At 65.2% G+C, this 21,477-nt stretch carries 22 protein-coding genes; 8 read left to right on the top strand and 14 right to left on the bottom strand.

The genetic code is table 11. From position 1 onward, the window contains the following. Positions 1-26: 26 nt before the first annotated feature. Both AC1DPF_RS04440 and AC1DPF_RS04435 read left to right on the top strand, forming a co-directional pair. Positions 27-1,817 (top strand): sensor histidine kinase, encoded by a 1,791-nt coding sequence (locus AC1DPF_RS04440; protein WP_477959919.1) that lies wholly within the window; start codon positions 27-29, stop codon positions 1,815-1,817. Beyond that, entirely contained in the window at positions 1,810-2,178 is a 369-nt protein-coding gene (locus tag AC1DPF_RS04435; RefSeq protein WP_477871268.1) for a response regulator, read from the top strand. The genes AC1DPF_RS04440 and AC1DPF_RS04435 overlap by 8 nt, the downstream gene beginning before the upstream one ends. 18 nt (positions 2,179-2,196) lie before the next feature. On the opposite strand, the gene AC1DPF_RS04430 is transcribed toward AC1DPF_RS04435, so the two are convergent. The 7 genes from AC1DPF_RS04430 to AC1DPF_RS04400 form a co-directional block, all read right to left on the bottom strand. Beyond that, positions 2,197-2,508 (bottom strand): hypothetical protein, encoded by a 312-nt coding sequence (locus tag AC1DPF_RS04430; RefSeq protein WP_477959917.1) that lies wholly within the window; start codon positions 2,506-2,508, stop codon positions 2,197-2,199. A gap of 40 nt (positions 2,509-2,548) precedes the next feature. Beyond that, the gene (locus AC1DPF_RS04425; RefSeq protein ID WP_477871272.1) at positions 2,549-3,091 is read right to left on the bottom strand and encodes a hemerythrin domain-containing protein; all 543 of its coding nucleotides are present in this window, start codon (positions 3,089-3,091) and stop codon (positions 2,549-2,551) included. Between the two features lie 121 nt (positions 3,092-3,212). Next, a complete protein-coding gene (locus tag AC1DPF_RS04420) occupies positions 3,213-3,917 on the bottom strand; it encodes an HWE histidine kinase domain-containing protein (RefSeq protein ID WP_477871274.1) in 705 nt (234 codons plus the stop codon). Continuing rightward, positions 3,917-4,684: a Crp/Fnr family transcriptional regulator gene (locus tag AC1DPF_RS04415; RefSeq protein WP_477871276.1), complete on the bottom strand. Its 768-nt coding sequence runs from the start codon at positions 4,682-4,684 to the stop codon at positions 3,917-3,919. The genes AC1DPF_RS04420 and AC1DPF_RS04415 overlap by 1 nt, the downstream gene beginning before the upstream one ends. Before the next feature lie 140 nt (positions 4,685-4,824). Next, positions 4,825-5,337, bottom strand: a complete 513-nt coding sequence (locus AC1DPF_RS04410) for an NAD-dependent epimerase/dehydratase family protein (protein ID WP_477959916.1) — start codon at positions 5,335-5,337, stop codon at positions 4,825-4,827. Between the two features lie 44 nt (positions 5,338-5,381). Further along, the gene (locus AC1DPF_RS04405; protein ID WP_477871280.1) at positions 5,382-5,666 is read right to left on the bottom strand and encodes an SWIB/MDM2 domain-containing protein; all 285 of its coding nucleotides are present in this window, start codon (positions 5,664-5,666) and stop codon (positions 5,382-5,384) included. Positions 5,667-5,737: 71 nt separating this feature from the next. After that, the gene (locus AC1DPF_RS04400) at positions 5,738-5,908 is read right to left on the bottom strand and encodes a hypothetical protein (RefSeq protein ID WP_477871282.1); all 171 of its coding nucleotides are present in this window, start codon (positions 5,906-5,908) and stop codon (positions 5,738-5,740) included. A 241-nt stretch (positions 5,909-6,149) separates the two neighbouring features. On the opposite strand from AC1DPF_RS04400, the gene AC1DPF_RS04395 reads away from it, so the two are divergent. Then, on the top strand, positions 6,150-6,350 hold the full coding sequence (locus AC1DPF_RS04395) for a hypothetical protein (protein WP_477871284.1): 201 nt from the start codon (positions 6,150-6,152) through the stop codon (positions 6,348-6,350). Then, a complete protein-coding gene (locus AC1DPF_RS04390; protein ID WP_477871286.1) occupies positions 6,347-6,565 on the top strand; it encodes a hypothetical protein in 219 nt (72 codons plus the stop codon). The genes AC1DPF_RS04395 and AC1DPF_RS04390 overlap by 4 nt, the downstream gene beginning before the upstream one ends. Before the next feature lie 12 nt (positions 6,566-6,577). Here the strand turns inward: AC1DPF_RS04390 and AC1DPF_RS04385 are convergent, their stop codons facing one another. Next, positions 6,578-7,060, bottom strand: a complete 483-nt coding sequence (locus AC1DPF_RS04385) for an Lrp/AsnC family transcriptional regulator (RefSeq protein WP_477871288.1) — start codon at positions 7,058-7,060, stop codon at positions 6,578-6,580. Between the two features lie 83 nt (positions 7,061-7,143). Here AC1DPF_RS04385 and AC1DPF_RS04380 point away from each other — a divergent pair, with 83 nt between their 5' ends. Then, a complete protein-coding gene (locus AC1DPF_RS04380; protein WP_477959914.1) occupies positions 7,144-8,067 on the top strand; it encodes an EamA family transporter in 924 nt (307 codons plus the stop codon). Between the two features lie 59 nt (positions 8,068-8,126). Here AC1DPF_RS04380 and AC1DPF_RS04375 read toward each other — a convergent pair whose 3' ends face one another. Continuing rightward, the gene (locus AC1DPF_RS04375; protein WP_477959912.1) at positions 8,127-10,505 is read right to left on the bottom strand and encodes an FtsK/SpoIIIE family DNA translocase; all 2,379 of its coding nucleotides are present in this window, start codon (positions 10,503-10,505) and stop codon (positions 8,127-8,129) included. A gap of 177 nt (positions 10,506-10,682) precedes the next feature. Here AC1DPF_RS04375 and AC1DPF_RS04370 point away from each other — a divergent pair, with 177 nt between their 5' ends. Together AC1DPF_RS04370 and AC1DPF_RS04365 are read left to right on the top strand one after the other, a co-directional pair. After that, positions 10,683-11,945, top strand: a complete 1,263-nt coding sequence (locus AC1DPF_RS04370) for a dicarboxylate/amino acid:cation symporter (protein WP_477959910.1) — start codon at positions 10,683-10,685, stop codon at positions 11,943-11,945. 180 nt (positions 11,946-12,125) lie between these two features. Further along, positions 12,126-13,580 (top strand): methyl-accepting chemotaxis protein, encoded by a 1,455-nt coding sequence (locus AC1DPF_RS04365; RefSeq protein ID WP_477959908.1) that lies wholly within the window; start codon positions 12,126-12,128, stop codon positions 13,578-13,580. A 239-nt stretch (positions 13,581-13,819) separates the two neighbouring features. Here the strand turns inward: AC1DPF_RS04365 and AC1DPF_RS04360 are convergent, their stop codons facing one another. From AC1DPF_RS04360 to AC1DPF_RS04350, 3 genes are read right to left on the bottom strand one after another with little or no spacing between them, the layout of a single operon-like run. Beyond that, positions 13,820-16,843: a CHAT domain-containing tetratricopeptide repeat protein gene (locus AC1DPF_RS04360; protein ID WP_477959906.1), complete on the bottom strand. Its 3,024-nt coding sequence runs from the start codon at positions 16,841-16,843 to the stop codon at positions 13,820-13,822. Between the two features lie 25 nt (positions 16,844-16,868). Next, positions 16,869-18,686, bottom strand: a complete 1,818-nt coding sequence (locus tag AC1DPF_RS04355) for a M48 family metalloprotease (protein WP_477871300.1) — start codon at positions 18,684-18,686, stop codon at positions 16,869-16,871. A 39-nt stretch (positions 18,687-18,725) separates the two neighbouring features. Then, positions 18,726-19,088: a hypothetical protein gene (locus AC1DPF_RS04350; protein ID WP_477959904.1), complete on the bottom strand. Its 363-nt coding sequence runs from the start codon at positions 19,086-19,088 to the stop codon at positions 18,726-18,728. Positions 19,089-19,379: 291 nt separating this feature from the next. Between AC1DPF_RS04350 and AC1DPF_RS04345 the strand changes: the two genes are divergently transcribed. Beyond that, positions 19,380-20,036 carry a DUF1345 domain-containing protein gene (locus tag AC1DPF_RS04345; RefSeq protein ID WP_477871304.1) on the top strand — a complete coding sequence of 219 codons (657 nt, stop codon included), beginning with the start codon at positions 19,380-19,382 and terminating at the stop codon, positions 20,034-20,036. A gap of 7 nt (positions 20,037-20,043) precedes the next feature. Here AC1DPF_RS04345 and AC1DPF_RS04340 read toward each other — a convergent pair whose 3' ends face one another. Then, a complete protein-coding gene (locus tag AC1DPF_RS04340) occupies positions 20,044-20,523 on the bottom strand; it encodes an N-acetyltransferase family protein (protein WP_477959902.1) in 480 nt (159 codons plus the stop codon). Continuing rightward, positions 20,520-21,404 carry a DMT family transporter gene (locus AC1DPF_RS04335; RefSeq protein ID WP_477959900.1) on the bottom strand — a complete coding sequence of 295 codons (885 nt, stop codon included), beginning with the start codon at positions 21,402-21,404 and terminating at the stop codon, positions 20,520-20,522. The genes AC1DPF_RS04340 and AC1DPF_RS04335 overlap by 4 nt, the downstream gene beginning before the upstream one ends. Between the last annotated feature and the right edge of the window lie 73 nt (positions 21,405-21,477).

Here is a 21,477-nt window from a genome sequence, read left to right as displayed (position 1 = left end):
TATCCTGCCTGTAACAGGGTTCGAATATGACCGCGGATTATGACAGGTCACGTAGCGATGTGAGATTGCTCGATGAGGTTGAGCAATTGAAGGCTGCGCTTGAGTCGGCGTTCGAGGAGAATGAACGCCTCGTCGAGGATCGGGATCGGCTGCTCCGGCGCGTCGCGGACCTATCGCACGAACTGCGCGAGGCGCACAGGCAGTTCGCCCTGCGGCGCCTGGCCGAGGAACCAACCGATCATGCAGCCGCGCGGCGGCTGAACGAAAGCGAGGAAGCACTGCGCGTAGCGTTCGAGGAGATGCAGGTGCTCGCCGAGGAGCTGGAAGCCGCCAACAACACACTCCACGAGATCAACCAGCACCTCGACCGGCGTGTTGAGGAACGGACCCGCGAGGTGCAGGAGGTCAATCGAACATTGCTGCGCACGGAAGCGTCGCTCCGCGCGATTGCCGATCTCGTGCCCGATCTGCTGTGGCGTACCGATGCCGCTGGCGATGCCGACTGGTTCAATCGGCGCTGGTTCTCCTATACCGGGCAGAATGAAGCGGAAGCGCATGGCCGCGGCTGGATCGACATGGTTCATCCCATGGACCGCGATGCGGCCCGCGCCGCCTGGGCCACCACCATATCCGAAGGCTGGGCCTATCAGGCCGAATTGCGGATCGGTGACAGGAAAGGCGGTTACCGCTGGTTGCTGATCAGGGCGGAGCCGCTGCGCGACGATCAGGGCAAGATCATCGCGTGGTTCGCGGCAGGCACGGACATCCACGACCAGCGCACCATGCTCGACGCGCTCAAGCAGAGCGAGTTGCGCTTCCGCACCCTGATCGAAGGCATGCCGCAACTCGTGTGGCGCGCATTGGATGGAGGACAGTGGACATGGTCCAGCCCGCAATGGACGAGTTATACCGGCCAGACCGCCGATGAGTGTCGAGGGATGGGCTGGCTGGACGCTTTCCATCCCGACGATCGCAGTGACGCGCTGGCAGCATGGGGCAATGCTGTAGGAGGCGGCGTGCTCGAGTTCGAGGCACGTATCCTACACCTCGACGAAGGTCGCTATCGCCATTTCCGCACGCGCGCATTGCCGGTCGGCGGCGACGATGGCGGCCCTGTGGAATGGCTCGGCACTTCAACGGACGTCGACGACATCCTTCAGCTGCAGCAGGAACAGGCGGTGCTTGTGGCCGAGCTGCAACACCGGACGCGCAATCTGATGGCGGTGGTGCAATCCGTCACCACCCGGACGCTGAAGGACAGCGATACCCTTGAAGAGTTCCAGAAGTGCATCGAGGACCGGCTCCAGGCCCTTTCGCGCGTGCAGGGCCTGTTGTCGCAACGTGACGGCATGAGAGTTACCTTCGATGCGCTGCTGCGGTCGGAGCTTGCTGCACAGGTGCCGCTAAACAGTGTTGAATGGGCCGAGCGGATCTCGCTTGACGGCCCGAAAGGGGTATCGCTCCGCTCAGCCGCGGTTCAGACGCTCGCGCTGGCCTTGCATGAGCTTACGACAAATGCTGTGAAATATGGTGCCTTTTCAAGGGCAGAAGGAGGCCTTCAGGTGTGTTGGCGCGTAGGAGGTGCAAAAGGGGACGAGCGCCCTTTGTGGATTGACTGGCGGGAGCGTGGCGTCGGCGCGATACCGAGCGACGAGTGCTCGCGGGGAAGTGGCTATGGTAGGGAATTGATCGAGCGTGCACTGCCCTATTCGCTTGGTGCGCGGACGAGCTACGCGTTCGAGCCTGACGGCGTACATTGTACGATCGAGGTGAACGTTCCCTGCGAGGACATTCGATTGGAGACGAGCAATGGCTGATCAGAAACTCAAGGGATGCCAGATTCTTATCGCCGAAGACGAGTATCTTCTCGCCGACGATCTGCGTGACGAGCTGAGCCAGCTTGGCGCTGATATCCTCGGTCCCGTGCCGTCGGTAGATGAAGCTGCCACCCTGATCCGGGCACAGACCAAGATCGATGCGGCGGTGCTGGACATCAACCTGCGGGGCAAGATGATCTTTCCAATCGCCGATCTTCTGAAAGAGCGCGGCATTCCGTTCCTCTTCGCCACCGGCTACGACGAATGGGCCGTTCCCGACCGCTTCGCCGACATCATGCGGGTGGAAAAGCCGCTGAAGGCGTGTCGTATCGCCGATCTGGTGCAGACCATGCTTGCCTGAGCTAAAGGCCGCCGCCTACTACCGGCTGCCTCCGACGGGCGCGTCGCCGCCCTCTGAAGGTCGCCGTTCCGCATGCTTGACGCGCCGCGCGCCGTCTCCCGCTTGTGGGTCCGTGTCATGGTCCTCCGCGCCGCCACCGCCGCCTGCCGCGGCTCCGCTGCCAATGACGACGCCGCTCCCCTCCCGGGGTGGCCGCAGGCCGCGGTTCTGTTCGGCCGTAAAGCTTTCGGTGCGGATCGGCGGGCCCGGTTCGGGCTCGCTCGGTTCTTCGTCGCCCGTATAGCCGCTCTTCAGTTCCGGTCGTCCGGTCTTCTTGTCGCGGTCCGTCATAGTCTCGTTCTCTCAGCCGGTGCCAGCACCGCCCTGGCCATCAAGCCAGTTCCGCGCCTGAATAGCGCGCGATCTCTTCCGCATAGCGCGACGTCAGCATCTCATGGTCACCGGCCGGCGCATGCTGCCTCAGTTCGATGAGCCAGTGGCTCTCCTCCTCGTACATGTGATGGATCACCGCGCCGCGAATATGCTCGAGCGTCTCGATATAGTCCTGCGAAGCAGGATCCATCTTCTCGATCAGGGCCATCTGGACCTTGGCCATGGCCTGCTCCTCATAGGCCAGGCTGGCCGCGCCCTTCTCGCCACTTTCGGCCAGAGCCGGATAAAGCACCGATTCTTCCGCATTGGAATGGCTGGTCAACAGCACCGCAAGATCTTTCTGGGCAGTGGTTCGCGCACGGGAATCCACGGCCCGCAGCACCTTCGCGAAGGCCGCCTCGATCTGCTCATGATGATCGAGCACCATGTTCAGCCAGTCGCCGGGGCTTGCCACCTGGCGTGCATTATGGCGGGCTGCGGCGCGATCCTGCTCGCTCTCGCCCGGCGTTACGATGGCGATGATCCTGTCGAGGAAGGACATTTACGGGCTCCTGGTGCTTTTCCGGGAATCGCGCGGCGGGCATGATGGTTCCGGCGTTCGCGACAGGACTGCATCAGGAAGAGGCCACCCGTTGCGGACCCCGCCCGCCATCACCGCGCGTTCAGTTCAGCAGACATTCGAGCGGGAGGTGGATGCGGCACATCAGACCGGTGGAAGAGACATCGATGATGGCCGATCCCGACAATTCGTAGGCAATGGCCTCCTTGAGCACCTCGGGGCCAAATCCCTGCTTCTTCTCATTCATGTCCGCGCCGGGGACCTTGCCGGCTTCCGACCAGTTGATCCGCAGGCCCGGTTCCGAACCATTAGGCTCTACCGACCAGGCGACGGCGATGCTGCCGCCGACGGCAAGCGCGCCGACCTTGATCGAGTTCACCGCCAGTTCGTGAATGGCCAGACCCAGCAGCCCGGCGGGCTTGGGCTTGAGCCGGAGCGGAGCGCCGTCCAGTCGCGCCTCCTTCCCGAGCCCCACTCCAAAGGCGATCAGTTCGTCGGCGATCAGCAATCCGAGATCGATGCCGCTGCCAGGATTGCGCATCAACACCGACTGGACGCGGGCAAATGCCGATATCCGGCCATCGAGATTATCCTGATAGTCCTCGACGCTTTCGGAATTGGCGGCGGTACGGCGCGCGATCGACCGGACCACGGCCAGCGTATTCCGAACATAATGCTGAAGATCGGCGCGCGCGGCAACCGCCTGAGCCTCCAGCTCGGCGATCCTCGATGCGTCTTCCTCGTGCCGCACCTGCGCCTGTTTGAGGGCGCTTCGCAGTGCAGCGATCTCGATCTCCTGCTGGTTCATCAGATCTCCACCGCGGGTGCGACGTCCTTTTCGACACTCGTCCCAGCCTCCGCCTGGCCAAGGTGGAGATAGTTCGGCGTGAACAGCACCGCGTGCTGTAGTCGCGCAAGGTCAGGGATTTCCAATATCCTGTCCTTCAGCACGATCAATCCTTCGGCGCGCATTTCCTGAAGGGTCCGGTTGACGTGCACCGGAGTCAAGCCGGTAGCCTCTGCCAGTTCGGTCTGGGTAGGCGGCAGATCGCACATGTTGCCGCGTGTAAGCCCCACCGTCTGGAGCCGCAGGAACAGTTCGCAGAACAAGTGGCCGATGCGTTCGTGCGCGCTGCGCGACAGGCTGACGGTCCACTGTCGCTGTGTCGATATCGCTGACAGCATATGCCACCACAGTGCACGTGCGATGCGGGGGAATTCCTCGCAGATCTGAGCGACGCGCTCGTGCGGCAGCTCGACGAAGTGCAGAGCGGTCAGGGCGCTGATCGTGTGATCCATCTCCGCAAGGACGAAGTTGTTGAGATCGCACAGGTCGCCGGGCAGCAAAAAGCTGACGATCTGCCGTCGTCCGTCTTCCATCGTCTTGTAGCGGTAGGCCCAGCCCGAGAGAATCAGGAATACGCTGCGGGGCCGTTCACCCTCCCGGACGAGATCAACGCGCGCGCCGACCCGCCGGACCCGGTCGCGTGCGAGCATGCGCAATGCCTGGCACTCTTCGTCGGACAGCTTTGTAAAATTGCTAAGCCTGGTGGCGAGTACATCTTCATTTGTCATGTGCAGCCAACCCTAAGCCATTACAAAATACAGAGGATTGACATAAGTTAACCGCCTGCTGCCCGACCCGGCCGCAGCGACGAGGCGGGCCAAAAGCAAACGTGAACGGCATGTCGGCGCCGGGCGCCGGAGGATTGCGCTCAGGCTGCGGCACCCTTGGAGCCTGTCATGTTCCACCGGCTGCCGATCTCCCGCGCAAACCATGCGCTATGCGCCGTGGACATAGATTGTGATGTCGTTCCCCGAAACGCCTGGCAGATCAGGTTGGAAACGACGCGACCGTCGTCGGGGTGCATGTGTGGCCAGTAGCTATTGAAGATCCTGGCGGCGCGAACCCGGGCACGGCGCATTCGCGCGAAATCGAAGGTCATCGTTTCGGCGGCGCGTCTGCCTTCGTCATGGCGGGCGCGCGGGCCGGTGCAGCTTACCCATCTGCCGTAATCCCCATGCTGCGGATGGGTCTCGGGATCGCCATATACCTCGCTGGTGGAACTCAGCACGAAGCGTGCGCCGGCGCGCTCGGCAAGTCTCAGCAGATGGTCGGTGCCGGCTACATTGGTGAGCATCATATGCTCCGGATCTGCCTGACATTGTTGCGGCGAGGCCGCGCAGGCAAGGTTGTATATACGCGATATGCGGCGCGTGCACTCCAATATCGAGTGGCAACGGATTGACGATGTCGGCTTCGCCGACGGTCCTATGAACCGACCACTGGCTTGAGGTGTGCAGCCAGATGCTTGTTCATCTCGAACATCGACGCTTCCTTCTTGCCGAACACCTTGGCCAGCTTGTCGTCGGCCTTGATATTGCGGCGGTCCTTCGCGTCCTGAAGGTCGTGCTTTTTGATATATTCCCATAGCTTGCTGACCACGTCGGCACGCGTCATCGGCTTGGAGCCCACGATCTGGGCCAGTTCATCGGATGGCTGTACCGGCCGGTGAAGGCCATCAACCTTCGCACCGCTCTTCTTGGTCGCTGGCATAGTCGTTCTCCCATTTCAGGCAGCCGCTCAAACGCTCCTTCGCGCTGTGCGGGTCCATCCAGCGCGCGAGGTTAGGATGAGCGGAAAGATGATGTCGGCAGCCGCCGTGACGGGGCCGGGCAAGATCCGCGTAGATCGATGAAGATGTCGCTGCGTTCGACGCCGAGATCCTGGGCGAGATGCTCGACCGCCAGTTCGGCGCCCCGCCGGGTTTCAAACCGGCCGATGATGGTCCGCCCCATGGTTGTTCCTCATGAAGCGGTCCAGTTGACAACGGCTTGCCAGCCGTCATGGCTCCGCGCCCGATTTTGGTTCGACGACCTTGCAGCAGCCTCCACCCTTTCGCTACTGATGCACGATAAGATATTGATAATTTTCAGATTGTTTCGCTGACACGCTTGAACCCCGCGTGATCTCGGCCGTTTGAGAGGGCGTCCGCCGCCACGATGTGCGCACCATCCTCAAGGCCGAAAGGAATAGCTCATGCCACCGCTCACCGGGTTCGAGATCACCAAGCGCGACGACGACTATCTGATCCACTTCAACACGGACGACGGCAATACCGTGGAGATCGTTGCCAGTTACGACCAGATGGACCTGATCGCGGAGGAGATCGACCGACAGCTCGACCGCGACGAGGAGGATGTGCTGGGCGCCGGGGAGGATATCGAGGCGGACTCGTGACCGGCGGCAAGGCGGCCGCTGCCCTGTTGTTGTCGGTCGTGGCGCTGGCGGGCTGCAACATGCGGCAGGACATGGCCGGCCCCAACAGCAGCGAATCGAAACGCGCCGACAATGCCAGCACCGTCGAACCGATCGACCGTACACCGATCAGCTCGACGCCGGGCGCGGCGCCCGACAACAGCACCGTGGAGCCGCGCGACCCGGTAACCCGGTGATCCGTCGCCGGTTCAGGCCGGTTCGCCCGCGCGCAACGGATCGAACCGGACGATCTCGCGCAGGCTGACCAGCGTCTCGAAGGCGCGAACATTGTCATCTGAGGCGAGCACGTCGTCGGCGAAGCGCTGATAGGCTTCGATCGACGGCACCGACACGATCAGCAGGAAATCGGTGCGGCCGGTGACATTCCATGCCGCTATCACCTCTGGCCGCTGTTCGAGGGTCGCGGCAAAGGCGCGCTCTGCCTTCAGGCCGCTGTGGATCAACTCGACAAGCACATGGATGGTGATGGCTGGCGCCAATCGGGCCGTGTCGATCAGCGCCACGTCGGCAATGATCACACCGCTGGACCGCAGCCTGCGCAAGCGGCGCAGCACGGCACTTTCCGACAGGCCGACCTGCTCGGCGATCACGCGCGCGGGCTCCAGGACGTTTCGCCTGACGATCGCCAGGATTCGCCGATCGAAAGAATCGATTTCAATGGATTCAGTCATAAGAGGTGCCAGTCCGCCTGTTTCCGCCATTTCATGGCAGAAATCGCCGAACACCGTCAGAGCATTTCGGCTATCCACTCCCCATGTTCACCACGATAATTCCGCGCAGACTCGCCGGCCTTTATCCCGCGCTACCCTATTTGTCGCTGCTGGGATCGATATTCGCCTTCTGCATCGGCACCTCCTTCGCCAAGCAGCTCTTCCCGCTGGTCGGCGCCGAGGCGACGACTGCCTATCGTGTCGGATTCTCGGCACTGCTCCTGATGCTGATCTGGCGCCCCTGGCAGGCCGGGCTGACCCGCGCCGACCTGCTTGCCACGGCCAGATATGGCGCGGCGATGGGCAGCATGAACCTGTGCTTCTACATGGCGTTGCGGACGATCCCGCTGGGCCTGGCGATCGCCATCGAGTTTCTCGGGCCGCTGACGGTAGCGCTGCTGACCTCCCGCCGCCCCGTCCATTTCGCCATGGTCGGGCTGGCGGTGGCGGGGTTGCTCCTGCTGCTGCCGATCCGCGCGGCGGATCATGCGCTCGATTCGACCGGCATGCTCTTCGCGCTCGCCGCAGGGCTGTTCTGGGGGCTCTATATCGTCTTCGGCAAGCAGACGGGCCACCTCCATGGCGGCCAGTCGGTTGCCCTCGGCATGGCGACCGCGGCGCTGCTGGTGGTGCCGGTCGGCGTCTACCAGGCGGGAAGCGCGCTGCTGGCGCCCGGCCTGCTGCTGCTTGGCGTCGTCACTGCAATCCTGTCGAGCGCGATACCTTATTCGCTCGAGATGGTGGCGCTGAAGCGCATCCCGTCGAACAGCTTCGGCGTGCTGCTGAGCGTCGAGCCTGCCATCGGCGCGATTACGGGCGCCGTCCTGCTGCACGAGCAGCTGACCGTTCTGCAGTGGCTTGCGGTGACGCTGGTGGTCGTCGCGTCGATCGGGATGATCCTGTCGACGCGCAAAGGGTCCGAAGGCGGCGAGGCACCTGCTACCCTTGCCGCAGCGCGAGGCGCTTGACGACCGCGGCCCGGCCTCCGCCGGGGCGACGGGCCGGGTCCGAGAAGATCGGATGCACTTTAACTCAAGAAGCGCCCCAGATCGGCGACCTCGATCATCACCTCGCGGCGGCCGACATGGTCGGGCGTCGAGACGATGCCGTCCTTCTCGAGCCGCTCGATCAGCCGCGCCGCCGAATTATAGCCGACGCGCAGCTGGCGCTGCAGCCAGCTCGTCGAAGCCTTGCGGTTCTCGACAACCAGCTGGATGGCGCGGCGATAGGTCTGGGTTTCGGGGTCGTCGGGGCCGGAGGGGCCGCCTTCCATCGCGAAGCCGCCGTCCTCGGGCTCCTCGGTAACCGCATTGATATAATCGGGCGTACCCTGGCTGCGCCAGTGGTCGGCGACCGCACGGACCTCGTCGTCGGAGACGAACGGCCCATGGACACGGATGATCTGCTTGCCGCCCGGCATGTAGAGCATGTCGCCCTTGCCGAGCAGCTGTTCGGCACCTTGCTCGCCGAGGATGGTGCGGCTGTCGATCTTGCTGGTCACCTGGAAGCTGATCCTGGTCGGCAGGTTCGCCTTGATGACGCCGGTGATGACGTCGACCGACGGCCGCTGGGTGGCCATGATCAGGTGGATGCCGGCCGCGCGCGCCTTCTGTGCGAGCCGCTGGATCAGGAACTCGACCTCCTTTCCGGCGGTCATCATCAGGTCGGCGAGCTCGTCGACGATCACGACGATCTGCGGCATCGGCTCGAATTCGAGCTTCTCCTCCTCGTAGATCGGCTGGCCGGTTTCGGCATCATAGCCGGTCTGGACGCGCCGCCCGAGCGGCTGGCCCTTGGTCTTGGCGGCGCGCACCTTCTCGTTGAAGCTGGCGAGGCCGCGGACGCCGATCGAGGACATCATCCGGTAACGGTCCTCCATCTGCTCGACCGCCCATTTGAGCGCGCGCACCGCCTTGGGCGGATCGGTGACGACCGGGGATAGCAGATGCGGGATGTCGTCGTAGATGCTGAGTTCGAGCATCTTCGGATCGATCATGATCATCCGGCACTGATCCGGCGTCATCCGGTAGAGCAGCGACAGGATCATCGAGTTGAGCCCGACCGACTTGCCCGAGCCGGTGGTGCCTGCGACGAGTAGGTGCGGCATCGGGGCGAGATCGGCGACCACGGGATCACCGCCGATATTCTTCCCGAGGACGAGGCCCAGCCCCGTAATGTCCTCGAACGCGTCGCTGGCAATGAGTTCGGACAGTGATACGGATTCACGTTTCGCGTTGGGCAGCTCGATGCCGATCACGGTGCGTCCCGGGATGACCGCAATACGTGCCGACATCGCCGACATGTTGCGAGCGATATCGTCGGCGAGGGCGATCACCCGGCTTGCCTTGATGCCGGCCGCCGGCTCGAGCTCGTACATGGTGACGACGGGGCCTGGGCGGATCTCGACGATCCGGCCCTTGACGTTGAAGTCGTCGAGTACCGTTTCCAGCAGCCGTGCATTGCGTTCGAGCGCAGCCTTGTCGATTACCTTATTGTTCGACGGCTGCGGCGGCGCGAGCAGGCCGAGGCTGGGCAGCTTGTAGGTGTCGCCGAGCGGCAGGCTGTTCTGCCGCTCGCGCGCGACCGCCTTGGCCGAGGGCGCCGCGGACTTTTTGCGGTCGGCGATCACCGGCGGCGGGGCGTCGGCGACATTCTCGCCGACGGGGGCGTAACGAGGTGGGCGGATCGGGACCGGCGCGCGGTCAATCGTCTCGAAACCGTTGTCGCCCTCCTCCTCGTTCTCGTCCACGTCGAACGGCTCGAGGGGACGGCGCGCATAGGCGCCGCGCCGGAACAGCCAGTCACGCTCGTCGCCGAGCAGGCCGAGGCCCCACGCCCAGAGCGTCACCCCGAGGATGGCGAACAGCGCGGCCGAGCCTAGCCGGATGCCATTGGCGAGCATCGGATCGGCGAGCTGGTTCAGCCCCATCGCGATCAGCGCCGCACCGCCGAGGCCGAGGCTGCCGCCAAAGCCCGCAGGCAGACCGGCGACGGAGCCGCCGCGGAAAAGGGCCAAGCCGATCCCGAGCAACAGCACGGCGAACAGCGCGATCGCCAGCGAGCGCCCCCAGCGGCCGACCGGATGACCGCGCCACAATCGCAAGCCCCAGAGCAGCCCGAGCGGCAGCACCATCGCGATCGCCGGTCCGAAGATGCTGAGAGCAACATCGGCGATCCAAGCGCCCGGCGTGCCGAAGATATTCTGGGCGGGGCCACCGGCCGCGGTGTTCCAGGCCGGATCGGTGACATGATAGCTGGCGAGCACGAAGCCGAGCGCGATCGTCGTGCCGAGCAGCGCGATCGCGGCGAGGATCGCGCCGGCCCGCCTGCCGAGGCCGGCCAGCGAGTCGCGCCAGCCGCCCGGTCCGCCGCCCCCGCCGGCAATGGTGATGCTACGACTTGCCATGTCCGTGTCTGCCCGGCTGTTCGGGCGTCGCGCCCGTGGAAATTCCGCTGTGGGGCAGAATCCCATAGCGCGGAGTCGCGGTCAAGCGACAGGACCGGTGACGCGCGGGAGCTGCGAGGCTCTTCTCTTCGGCGCTTTCCCCTCCTACGCTGCCCGCTTCCTGGCGGGGGCTAAGCAATGCGGCGGGTGGCGTGGATTCTCGGCGGACTTCTCGCGGGCTTCCTGTTCGGCATAATGTTGCGCTGGCGCGGCGAACCGTCGATGATCGCGGTCGTCCAGCACATCACGCTGATCGGCCAGCTCTGGCTGAACGCGTTGCGAATGACGCTCGTTCCGCTGATCTTCTGCCTGATGGCAAATGGCGTGGCCGCCGTGATCCGCCAGGCCTCGGCCGGCCGCATCGTCGGCATCACGCTTGGCCTGTTCGCGCTTCTGCTGACGGTCGCTTCGCTAGGCGGGGCGCTGCTTTCGCTCGGTGTGATGGCGCTGTGGCCGCCCGTGGAGTTCGGCGCGGCGTTGCTCAAGGGGGCCGTGGCGATGCCGGCGACGCCGTCTTTCGCCGATCAGTTGCTGACGATCATTCCAGTCAATCCGATCGCCGCCGCCGCCGAAGCGGCGATGACACCGCTGATCGTTTTCGCGGCGATCTTCGGCGCTGCCACCACCCGCCTGGGCCCGCGCGAGGCCGAAACGGTCACCTGCCTGATCAAAGGGGTGGGCGAAACCATGCTGGTAATCATCGACTGGGTCCTCCGCCTGGCGCCGATCGGCGTTTTCCTGCTGGCGCTGCAGGCCGCGCTCGGCATCGGCCTGGGCCTTGCCGCGAGCATGATCCAATATGTCGTGCTTCTGTCGGTCGTGCTGGCGGGCGCAGTGATGTGCGCGATGCTGCTCGGCATCGTCGGCGGTGGCATCGCGTCCGCGCGCTTTTTCCGCGCCGCCTCGCCGCCGCTCGCGATCGCGGCGAGCACCCAGAGCTCGATGGCCTGCCTGCCGGCGCTGCTCGTCGCCGCGCGCGATCGGCTGGCGCTGCCGGCGGCGGTCGTGGAAACGGTGATTCCGCTGGCTGTCAGTACCTTCCGTTTCGGCAATGTCTTCGGCGGGGTCGCGGCCGGACTGATCGGCGCGCGGCTGTGCGGGGTGCATCCCGATGCCGCGCACATCGTCTTCGCCAGCCTGATCGGGGTGCTGACCAATATCGGCATAGTCGGCTTGCCGGGCTCGGCGGTCCTGTTCGCCGCCTATGGCCCGATCTTCGCGGTGCTCGGTGCCCCGTTCGAGCTACTCACCCTGCTGATCGCGGTCTTCGCGCTGCCTGACATTCTCGATACCAGCGCCAATGTCGCTGCTGATCTGTCGGTGGTGACGATCGTCTCGCGGCTGGTCGGACGGCGCGTTCGGCGCCCGGTCCGCCCTCACTCTTGCGCGAGCGAGCGATAGCGGCCGCTCCGTTCAGTGACAGTTCTTTGACAGCGGGCACAAAGTCCAGACGTCGCAGCGACATTCGCGGTGATGCTCGCCGTCCCCCCGAATCGCCGGCTGTTCACGAATAGCAAAGGATTCTGCGTTAAGCCCCGGTTGAGCTTCGGTCACGCACCGGGGGACGTGGAGGGGACAATTATGCTTCGTTGGTTCGAACAGGATGCGCCTATACGGCAGAAGCTTGCTGTCGCGTTTGGCTTGTATTCGCTCTTGCTGATCATGCTCGCGGCATTTGTCCTGCTCGATGGCTCGATGAATGACACTGTCGCCAAAGGCGACCTCAGCCTCGTCCGTTCCGCTTCTGAGCAGTTTGGGACATTGAAGCTCGTCGCCGTGGGCGTCGCGCTCTTCGGCCTCGTTGCGGGGGTGATAATGCGGAGGCTGATTGCCAACCCCTATGTCGAGACGGTGGTCGATATGGAAGCACTCGCGGCTGGCGAGATCGACCGTCCAATCCTGCGCGCAAGTTACAATGATTGTGTCGGCAGATTAAGCAAGGCCATGGTAACCTTCCGCGACGCGGCAATTGCGCAAAAGGAATTGTCCGTTAAGTCCGAGCGCGCTGCCGAAGAACAGAGCATTGTGGTGAACATACTCGCCAAGGCGCTGAAGCGTCTAGCCGACGGCGACATTGCCCATACCATCGACGACCGCTTTCCAACGCAATATGAACAGCTCCGGCAGGACTTTAACACCGCCAAGCAATCGCTCTGCTCGACATTGACCCAGGTCTCAAACGTCGCGCAGGGCATCGATACCGGCTCTTCCGAGGTCGGCTCGGCTGCCGCTGATCTCGCGCGCCGAACGGAGCATCAGGCCTCATCTCTGCAGGAAACCGCTGTGGCCATGAGTTCGGTCACCTCGGGCGTAAAGGACACAGCCGGAAAGGCAGAACATGTCACCGCCTCGGTCAAATCTGCGCAGCATGACGCCAACGAAGGCGGCGATGTCGTGCGCAAAGCCGTTGAAGCCATGGCGGACATCGAGAAATCGTCACAGGCGATCTCGCAGATCGTCAATCTGATGGACGGAATTGCGTTCCAGACCAACTTGCTCGCTCTCAATGCGGGTGTCGAGGCCGCAAGGGCCGGCGACGCCGGCAAGGGTTTTGCCGTGGTTGCCAACGAGGTACGTGCATTGGCGCAACGGTCTGCTGATGCCGCGAAGGACATCAAGTCCCTTATTTCGGCGAGTTCGCAGCAGGTCGAAAACGGGGTCACTCTCGTCAAGAAGACCGGCGAATCGCTGGCAAGGATTGTCGACAACGTCTCGGTGATCAGTACGCTCGTGGATGCGATCTCAATCGCTGCCCAGGCTCAGGCAGGCAGCCTGCACCAGGTCAACACTGCCGTGAGCGAAATGGATCAGATGACTCAAAGGAATGCGGCAATGGTCGAACAATCGACGGCAGCCGCGAGCAGCCTCACCAACGAGGCTCGGCATCTTTCATCGCTCATCGTCAATTTCAAGCTCTCTGACACGTCCCCGCGTCCAGTCCGCACCGCCTTGGCTCCCGCAGCATCCGCGCCAAGACGGACACACGCGAGGCTGACAAGCGGAAATCTCGCCCTCGCCAGCCACGGCGAGGAATGAGCGGAATTCTGAGCAACGCCAAGGCCTCCGTGTCCATCTGACCGGGCGCGAAGTCTCGCCGCATATTGATAAGCCGCCGCCACGCAAGGAGAAGGGCCGCTGCAATGTGCCTCGGCCGACTTCGGTGGATGCCTTGAACCATCCGACCCGCATCAACCATGCGACAAAGAGCAGGGGCTGACCTCCAGTTACGGAAGAGATGATCTGCTCCGCTCCGGTGAGGCGGCGACGCCCCGCTGTTACCCCGCGTCGCTCCCGATGACCGTGAACGGCGCCCAAGCCGCAGGATGCGCCCAGCGCGCCTGCCATCCTGGCAGCGGCGAGCCGTCGGCACGACGGCCGGTACGGATCGCGCGCATCGCCCGCTGCAGCGCCGCAGCGCGGCTCAGCCCGGCGTTGCGGCCGATCAGCGTCTCCACCGTCAGCGCTGCGGTCGAATCGTCGCTTACCCGCCATCGGCTCGCGAGCAGCGATCCCGCGCCGGCATAGAGAAAGGCGCGGCCCAGACTCGACAGGCTGTCCGCCCCTGGCGTGCCGTCGGCCGAGGCGGTGTTGCAGGCCGACAGGATCACCAAGTCCGCCGTCAGCCGCATACCGGCCACTTCCGACGCGGCGAGCAGGCCGTCGTCCTCACGCGAACTGCTCTCGGGCGGCGTAAAGGCAAGGCCGGGTTCGCGCAGGCCGCCAATCTCGCCCGGCAGGATGCCATGGGTAGCAAAGGCGATGATCCGCGCTTCACCGACTGCCGGATCGGTGCGGATCGAGGCCTCCGTCGCGGCGCTGCCGAGGTGGAGCAGGTCCGGCCGCGCACGCAGCGACGCCGCCATCGCCTTCAGCTCAACCTCGGTGCCCGGTAGCGGGCTCAGCTCGCGCAACGCCATCGGGTCGGTCAGCCCTTGCCCCGCGCGATCGACCGGCTGCGGGATCTTGAGGAAATCGTCGAGCATGCGATCGCCAGTCAGCGGGCCGAGAAAAGCCGGGGCACCATAGCCGACGAACTGCACCGGAGTCCCCGCTGGGCGGGTGACACTGGGCTTCGCTGTCGTCGCCCGCAGCACCGAGACCGCGGGAAGGACGGTGATCGCATAACGGTCGCCGAACCAGCCGGCCGAAGCATCGTCGGCGTCGTCTGTCGGCAGCAGGCTAAGCGGCAATTCGGCGAGCGCACCGCCCGTCACCACGAACAATGCCCTGGCGCCCTCGAGCACGGGTTCAACAGGGCGAACCAGATCGCGATAGAGCGCGAAGGCCGCCCGCCGGTCGAAACTGGGCCAATTGTCCGATTGATCGCCGCAGCGCTTGGAGTCGACCTGGCAGCGCAGCGCCTGCACGCGAGCCGCGACCGGGGCCGCCCCCCCTGCCAACCGCGACCACGCGATTGTCCTGGAACCAATCGCGAAGCTGTAGAGATCGTCGCCGGCAGGAACGATCATCAATAGCCCGGTGCCACGATCGAGCCGCGCCTGTGCTGCATCCAGCGGCAGGCTCTCCGACCCGATCAGCCTCGCATAATCGGGGAACGCCTCGCGCAGCTGGCGGTCGACCTCCGCCAACAATCTGGAGGTCGTGTCGAGCTGCGCGCGGATATCAGCGATCCGCGCGGTATCGCCGCGCACCAGTTGCCGGAGCAGGCCCGCGTCGAGTTCCGCGGCGCGATCGGACAGGTCCTGCTGACGGCGCACCAGATCGCCCAGCGGCCCCTCGCCGGCTGCGGTGCGCGCGGCGGTACGCGCCATGCTGCGCGCTGCCGCGGATACGGAAAGATCCTGTGCGGCGAGAAAGGCTTCGGCGCGGAGGGCGGGGCCCTGTTGCGGCGCCACGGCGGCGCGCTCCCAGGCGGCGCGGATCAGGATCGCAAAGGCGCCCGCCAACGGATCGAAGCGGCTGGCATCGGTCGCTTCGGCACGGCTCACCGCCTGCTGAGCACCATCGCTGTCGCGCGCATCCCCGATCCGGCCGAGCCGGCGGCGGCGAACGATGTCGGCCGCCTCGCGCGCCGCCGCCACCGCATCGGCGGTGCGTCCGACCGCCAGGAACAGCTCGGCCTGGTCGATCAGCGCCTCAGCCAGCGCGGGGTGATCCGGGCCGAACGCCGCCCGCCGGGCCGCCACCGCCTGCTCATAGAGCGGCAGCGCGCGATCGAATTTGCCCTGCGCGGCGAGCGCATGGCCAAGCCGCAGCTGCGCGGTCGCGATGTCGGGATGGCCGGCGCGCAGCGCGCCGACCCGGATCGCCAGCGCCTGCTCGAACAGAGACTCGGCCTCCACCGCCTTGCCCTGCCGTTCGAGATTGACGGCGACATTGGACAGACCGATCGCCGTGGTCGGATGCCGCGGACCATAGACCGCCCGCCAGATCGCGAGCGCCTTGGCATAGAGCGGCGCGGCTGCCGCAAAATCCCCCTGCCGGTTCAGGTTATGCGCGGCGTTGTTGTAGCTGGTCGCGACGGCAAGCCCTGCGGGATCTATCCGGCTGCGAATCCGGAGCGCACGGGCATAGGCCGGCGCGGCATCGGCATAGCGGCCCTGCCCATCGAGATTGAAGCCGAGATTATTATAGCTCGTCGCCACCGCCGGATCGTCCGGACCAAGCTCGGAGATGCGCACCGCCAGCGCCTGACGGTAGAGCGGCTCGGCCTCGAGTGGGCGACCGAGCGCATCGAGATTGGCGGCGACATTGCTCTCGATCAGCGCCAGGTCGAGATCTTCGGGCTCCCAGCCAAGAGCAATCGCCAAGGCCTTCGCGTACAGATCGCGCGCCTCGGTGAAGCGACCCTGGCGCCCGAGCGCGAAACCGAGATTGCTATAGGCGAGCGCGGCAGCGCGACTCGTCGCGCCCTTGACCAGCGCGCGGGCGAGCGCGCCTCGATAGAGTTGCTCGGCCTCGTCATATTGCCCCAGCGACTGCAGATTGGCGGCGAGGTTCGACGCCGCCTGCTCGGTCAGCGCATGGCCCGCACCCAGCCTGCGCTCGAATATGCCGAAGGCGCGACGATAGAGCGGCGTCGCCTCCACCGGCTTGCCCTGCTCGACGAGCCAGCCGGCAATCAGCGACAGGGTGCCGCCGACTTCGGGATGATCCGCGCCCTTGGTCCGCTCCTCGATGGCCAATGCCTGCCGGCCGAGCGCGACCGCATCGGCCCAACGCCGCTCGGCGGTGGCGGACTGCAGCCGGTCCTCGATCCGGGACAGCGCCGCCTGCGGATCAGGCGCGGCCAGCGCGGGAGCGGCTGTGAACGCGGCTGCAAGCAGCCAGCTCGTCATGATGTGCGGTCGCAAAGATCCGTCCTCAGCCGCCGAACGGCAATTTGAATCCCAGCGGATTGGCCTGCTGTTGCTGCGCCTCGGGCATCGCCGCCTTGCAGCGCTCGGTGATGTAATCGCGCCCTTTCACGCCCATGCAGGCGGTATAGACCGACTGGGCGGCGGCGGCATCACCAGCGGCCAGATCGCGGCGGATTTCGATGCTCTTGAAGTGATCGGGATCCTTGAAGCGGGCCTTGCCCTCCGCGATCAGCGCATCGCTGTCCTTCACGTCACCGGCATTGAGCTCCATCTCGGTGTAGGTCTCGTAAAGCTGCAGGTTCGGCACGTTGCCGCCACGGCCTGCGTCGAAGAAGCTCGCTGCCGCCGGGATATTGCCCTGGTCGCGGGCGGCCAGCGCCGCGACATAGTTGACGAAGGTCGGCGCCGAGCGGCTGCCCGCGCCAAGGCTGCGCAACTGCGCCGTCGCGCCGGCATAGTCCTGCGCAAAATAGCTGCCGCGCGCCTTCAGATAGGCGTTCCGGGTCGAGATCGCGCGGGCATAATCGGGCTTCGCCTTGATCCGGCCGATCAGCGCGCCGCTGTCGATTGGCGGATCGGCCGTCGGATAGCCGGCCTGGAAATAGGCGGCGAGGCCGTTGCGCCGCTCCTCCGGCGGCAAATGGGTGTCGCCGCCGAGCGATTTGGTGATGTTGCCCATATTGTTCAGAAGCGCGCCACCCGCGCTCTTGAGCAAGCCCGAGCCGAAGCCCCGCATGCCGGCGCCGCCGCCCAGCAGGCCCGTGGTGGTGACGCTGCTGGTCGCAAAGCTCTTCATCGCCTCGCCCATGCTCGCCTGAACGGCATCGGCCGCCGCCTTGCGCCTGTCGCGTGACGCCTTCTCGGTTTCGAACGCCTTCTGCAGCCGGGCGAACACATTGGCATAACTGTCGATCGTCATGTTGCCGCGGATCAGCAGATCGACCGCCAGCGCATCCGCCTGATTCTCCTGGTCGCGGTTCCACGACGGCGCGAAAATGTCGTCGACGGCAAAGCGCAACGCCTCGGCGATCGGCGCAGCGCGGCGTGCGCCGGCCGCCATGCCGCTCTGCGCGCTGGCCAGCATGTTGCTGCCATTGCTGTGCTTCAGGGCGTTGACGGTGCTGCCCGCCTGCCAGGCGATCGACACGGCTTGGGTAGCGCCCTTTGCCCCCGCAATGGTTTCCGCCTTGGTGAAGTGCCCGAGCAGGAGGTGCGCATATTCATGCGCGAGCACGAACAGCACTTCGGAATCCGACTGCGCCGCCTCGAGCAACCCCATCGAGACGATGATCGTATTGTCCGGCAGCGCCTGCGCCTGATAGGCTTCGTCGGCGCGAAACAGGATCTTCGGGGTGCGCTCCAGCGGCGCATAGGGCCAGGCCCTGGCGAACGCCTCCAGCACCGGCCTCAGCTCCAGTTCGAGCGCCGGGATCGCCATCAGGTCCATGCGCGCCGAACGGGTATTCATCACCTGGCCCGACAGGCCCATCGCACCGGCGGCGTCGCCCGCGCCCGATCGCATCTTCTGGTTGGTGGCGCACAGGTCGGCGGGATCGAGCGTCGATATGTAGGGCGCCTTGTCGATCGAGAATTTGCCGCGCGCCTTCTTGTCGATCTTCTTCGCCGCCACCAGCGTGCCGCTCGCCGGAGCGGGGCAACCGTTCAGCGCCACATAGGGCGCATCGGGCAACGCCGCCGCCATCGGCTGCTCGGCGGCGGCCTTTGCCGGCGCAGCACCGGCCTTTTTCCGCGGGGCCGCATCGAGTGTCGGGCTGACGCCGAGGGACGCCGCCAGGGCGACGAAGATCAACCGGTTCCGCATCTCAAAAATCCCTCCTGCTGTCCCCCCGACTCCTTCTACCTATTTGCCCCCGCCGCAGCCCAGCCCCAGCGACTGTTGCAGCCCGTCTTCCTCCATCTTTGCGAAGCTCATCGCATTCGCGTCGCATTTCACGGCCGCGATGTCGCCGACATAGTCGACCGTCGACAGCCGCAGCCACGCCAGCTTACCGTCAAGCTGCACGCCGACGAATCCGGTCTTCGCGCGGATCACGCGCGCGCCGGGGCTGCCCGCCGCCGGCATCGAGGCGACCGGCACGTCGCGCACCTTCGCGCCCGCGTCGTCATAGATGGGCAGCGGGTCGCGCTTATATGCCTTGATTGCAGGCGCGTCGGCCGCATGCGCGGCGAGCGGCGTGAGGATGGCGAGCACCAGCCCGCTCATGATCGCGAAACGCATAGTGCGACCGGTCATATTCCATCCTTCTCATGACTGCACTTCACACTACGGTGCAAAGCGCGGCCAGGTTGCCCCATGGCAAAGACGAATTCGTCGACGCACGACCTTATGAACACTCGTCCCCTCGCGCTGTGAGCGCCATCACAGGGACGTCTCCTATTGCCCTGATCCTAGCATAGCATGGCTGCGGGCGAATACACACACCCCCGCGCCCCGCCATCAGCGCGCGCAACTCCGGCGGTAGCGAAGCGGGCACGGGCAAGCTAGGACAGAGCCATGGCAACATCATCCCCGCTCGGCCTCGGCCACCATATCGCGCCGCCGCGCTTCGTCGGCTTCATCGTCGTCGCGGTCGCCGGCTTCGCCGTCGCGATGCATTGGGCAGGCTGGGCCCGCGCGGCTCTGATCGGCTTCGATGCCGGCGCGCTGCTGTTCCTGCTGTCCTGCATCCCGCTGCTGGGCCACGCACCGGACGACATGCGCGCCGCGGCCCAGCGCAACGACGCCAATCGAGCGATGCTGCTGGTGATCACCGGCATCGTCAGCGCGGTGGTGCTGGTGGCGATCACCGTCGAGCTTTCACAGAAGCAGGAGATGCATGCCGGCAGCATCGTGCTGATCATCGGCACACTGCTGGTCGCCTGGCTGTTCAGCAACATGGTCTATGCGCTCCACTATGGACATCTGTTCTACAGCGCCGAGCCGAAGACCGGCGGCGACCATGGCGGCATCAGCTTCCCCGGCGACGAGGAGCCGGATTATTGGGATTTCATCTATTTCGCCTTCACCCTGGGTATGACTTTCCAGACCTCGGACATCGAAATCGACAGTCGCGGCATCCGCCGGGTCGCCATCCTCCACTGCCTCGCCGCCTTCGTCTTCAACATCGGCGTGCTGGCTTTCACGATCAACGTGCTGGGCGGCGGATCCTGAGCGGCGCTCAGTCCCGCTGAAGCCTCTTCAGCGCCTCGCCATCGAGCCGCCACGGCTCCCACCCGACTTGGTGCCGCCCGCCGATGCGGCGGTAGAAACCCTTTGCCAGATCGTTCCAGTCGAGCACGCCCCAGTCGAGCCGGGCGCAGTCATGCGCCTTCGCTTCGTCGGCGAGCGCCTCGAACAGGGCGCGCGCAACGCCGCCGCCGCGCACATCCGGATCGACGAACAGGTCCTCCAGATAGATGCCGTGACGACCGGTCCAGGTCGAGAAATTGAAGAACCATACCGAGATGCCGACCACCTTGCCGTCTATCTCGGCAACATGCGCGAAGACCTTGGGCGCCTCTCCGAACAGAAGCGCCGCCAGCCCATCGGGCGTCGTTTCTACGGCGTCCGGCTCGCGCTCATAGGTCGCAAGCGCGTGGACCAGCCGCACTATGTCATGCTCGTCGCCCGGCACAGCGCGGCGGATGCTAGCCTTCATGGTATCACGTCCCTCTCCAGATCGGGTGTGCGCGCGGTGATCCAGCAGCCTCCGACGATCGCCGCCGCGCCGATCAGCGTCGTCGGCCCGACCTTCTCGCCGAACACCACCCAGCCCCACAGGCTGGCCCAGATGAAGGCGGTGAACTCGACCGGAGCCAGATAGCTCGCCTCGGCGCGGGCATAGGCCCAGCTCAGCAGCGCCAGCGAGATCGTGGCGAGCACCGCGCCCAACAGGATCATCGGCCAATGCTGGGCCGGCGGCAGCACCGCGAACCACGGCATCGCGACGGCGAGGCAGATGGTGACGAAGAGGCTCTGGAAAAAGGCGACTTCATAAGGGTCCGCGACCTGCGCCTGCCGCCGCATCAGGATGATGTTATAGGCGTAGCACACCGCCGACAGCAGCACGGCGATCGCGCCCAGCAAGGCCTCCGGCCCCATCGCCGCACGCGCCTGCCCCCACATGATCATCAACACGCCGGCGAACGCCAGCAGCGATCCGAGCAGCGCGCGGCGCTTCATCTGTTCCTTGAGCAGCAGCACCGCCAGGCCCTGCGCGATCAGCGGCGCAATGAAGCTGAGCGCGATCGCCTGTGCCATCGGCGTCCGGGCGAGCCCCCAGAAGAACAGCATCGCCATCACCGCAGAAACCGCGCCACGTTCGATATGGAGCCGCATAGCCGACTGCGAAGGCTTGACCGGACGGCTCCACAGCCATGGCACGCCGCTCACCGCGATGCCGGCGAAGCTGCGCCAGAGCAGCGTATTATAGGTGCCGATCGCCAGGGCGAGCGCCTTGATCACCGCATCCATCGACGAAAAGACCGCGATGCCGAGACAGGCGACCGCGAAGGCGATCAGCACGTTGTGCTTCGTCACGAGATTGATTAGCCTAAAGGGTTAAAGATGCAATACAGCGTTGCGGATGCAACTATAGCTAGAGTTCCCGCGG

The organism is Rhizorhabdus sp. P4_G6 (assembly GCF_056401045.1).
This window is presented reverse-complemented; position numbering and strand designations above follow the sequence as displayed.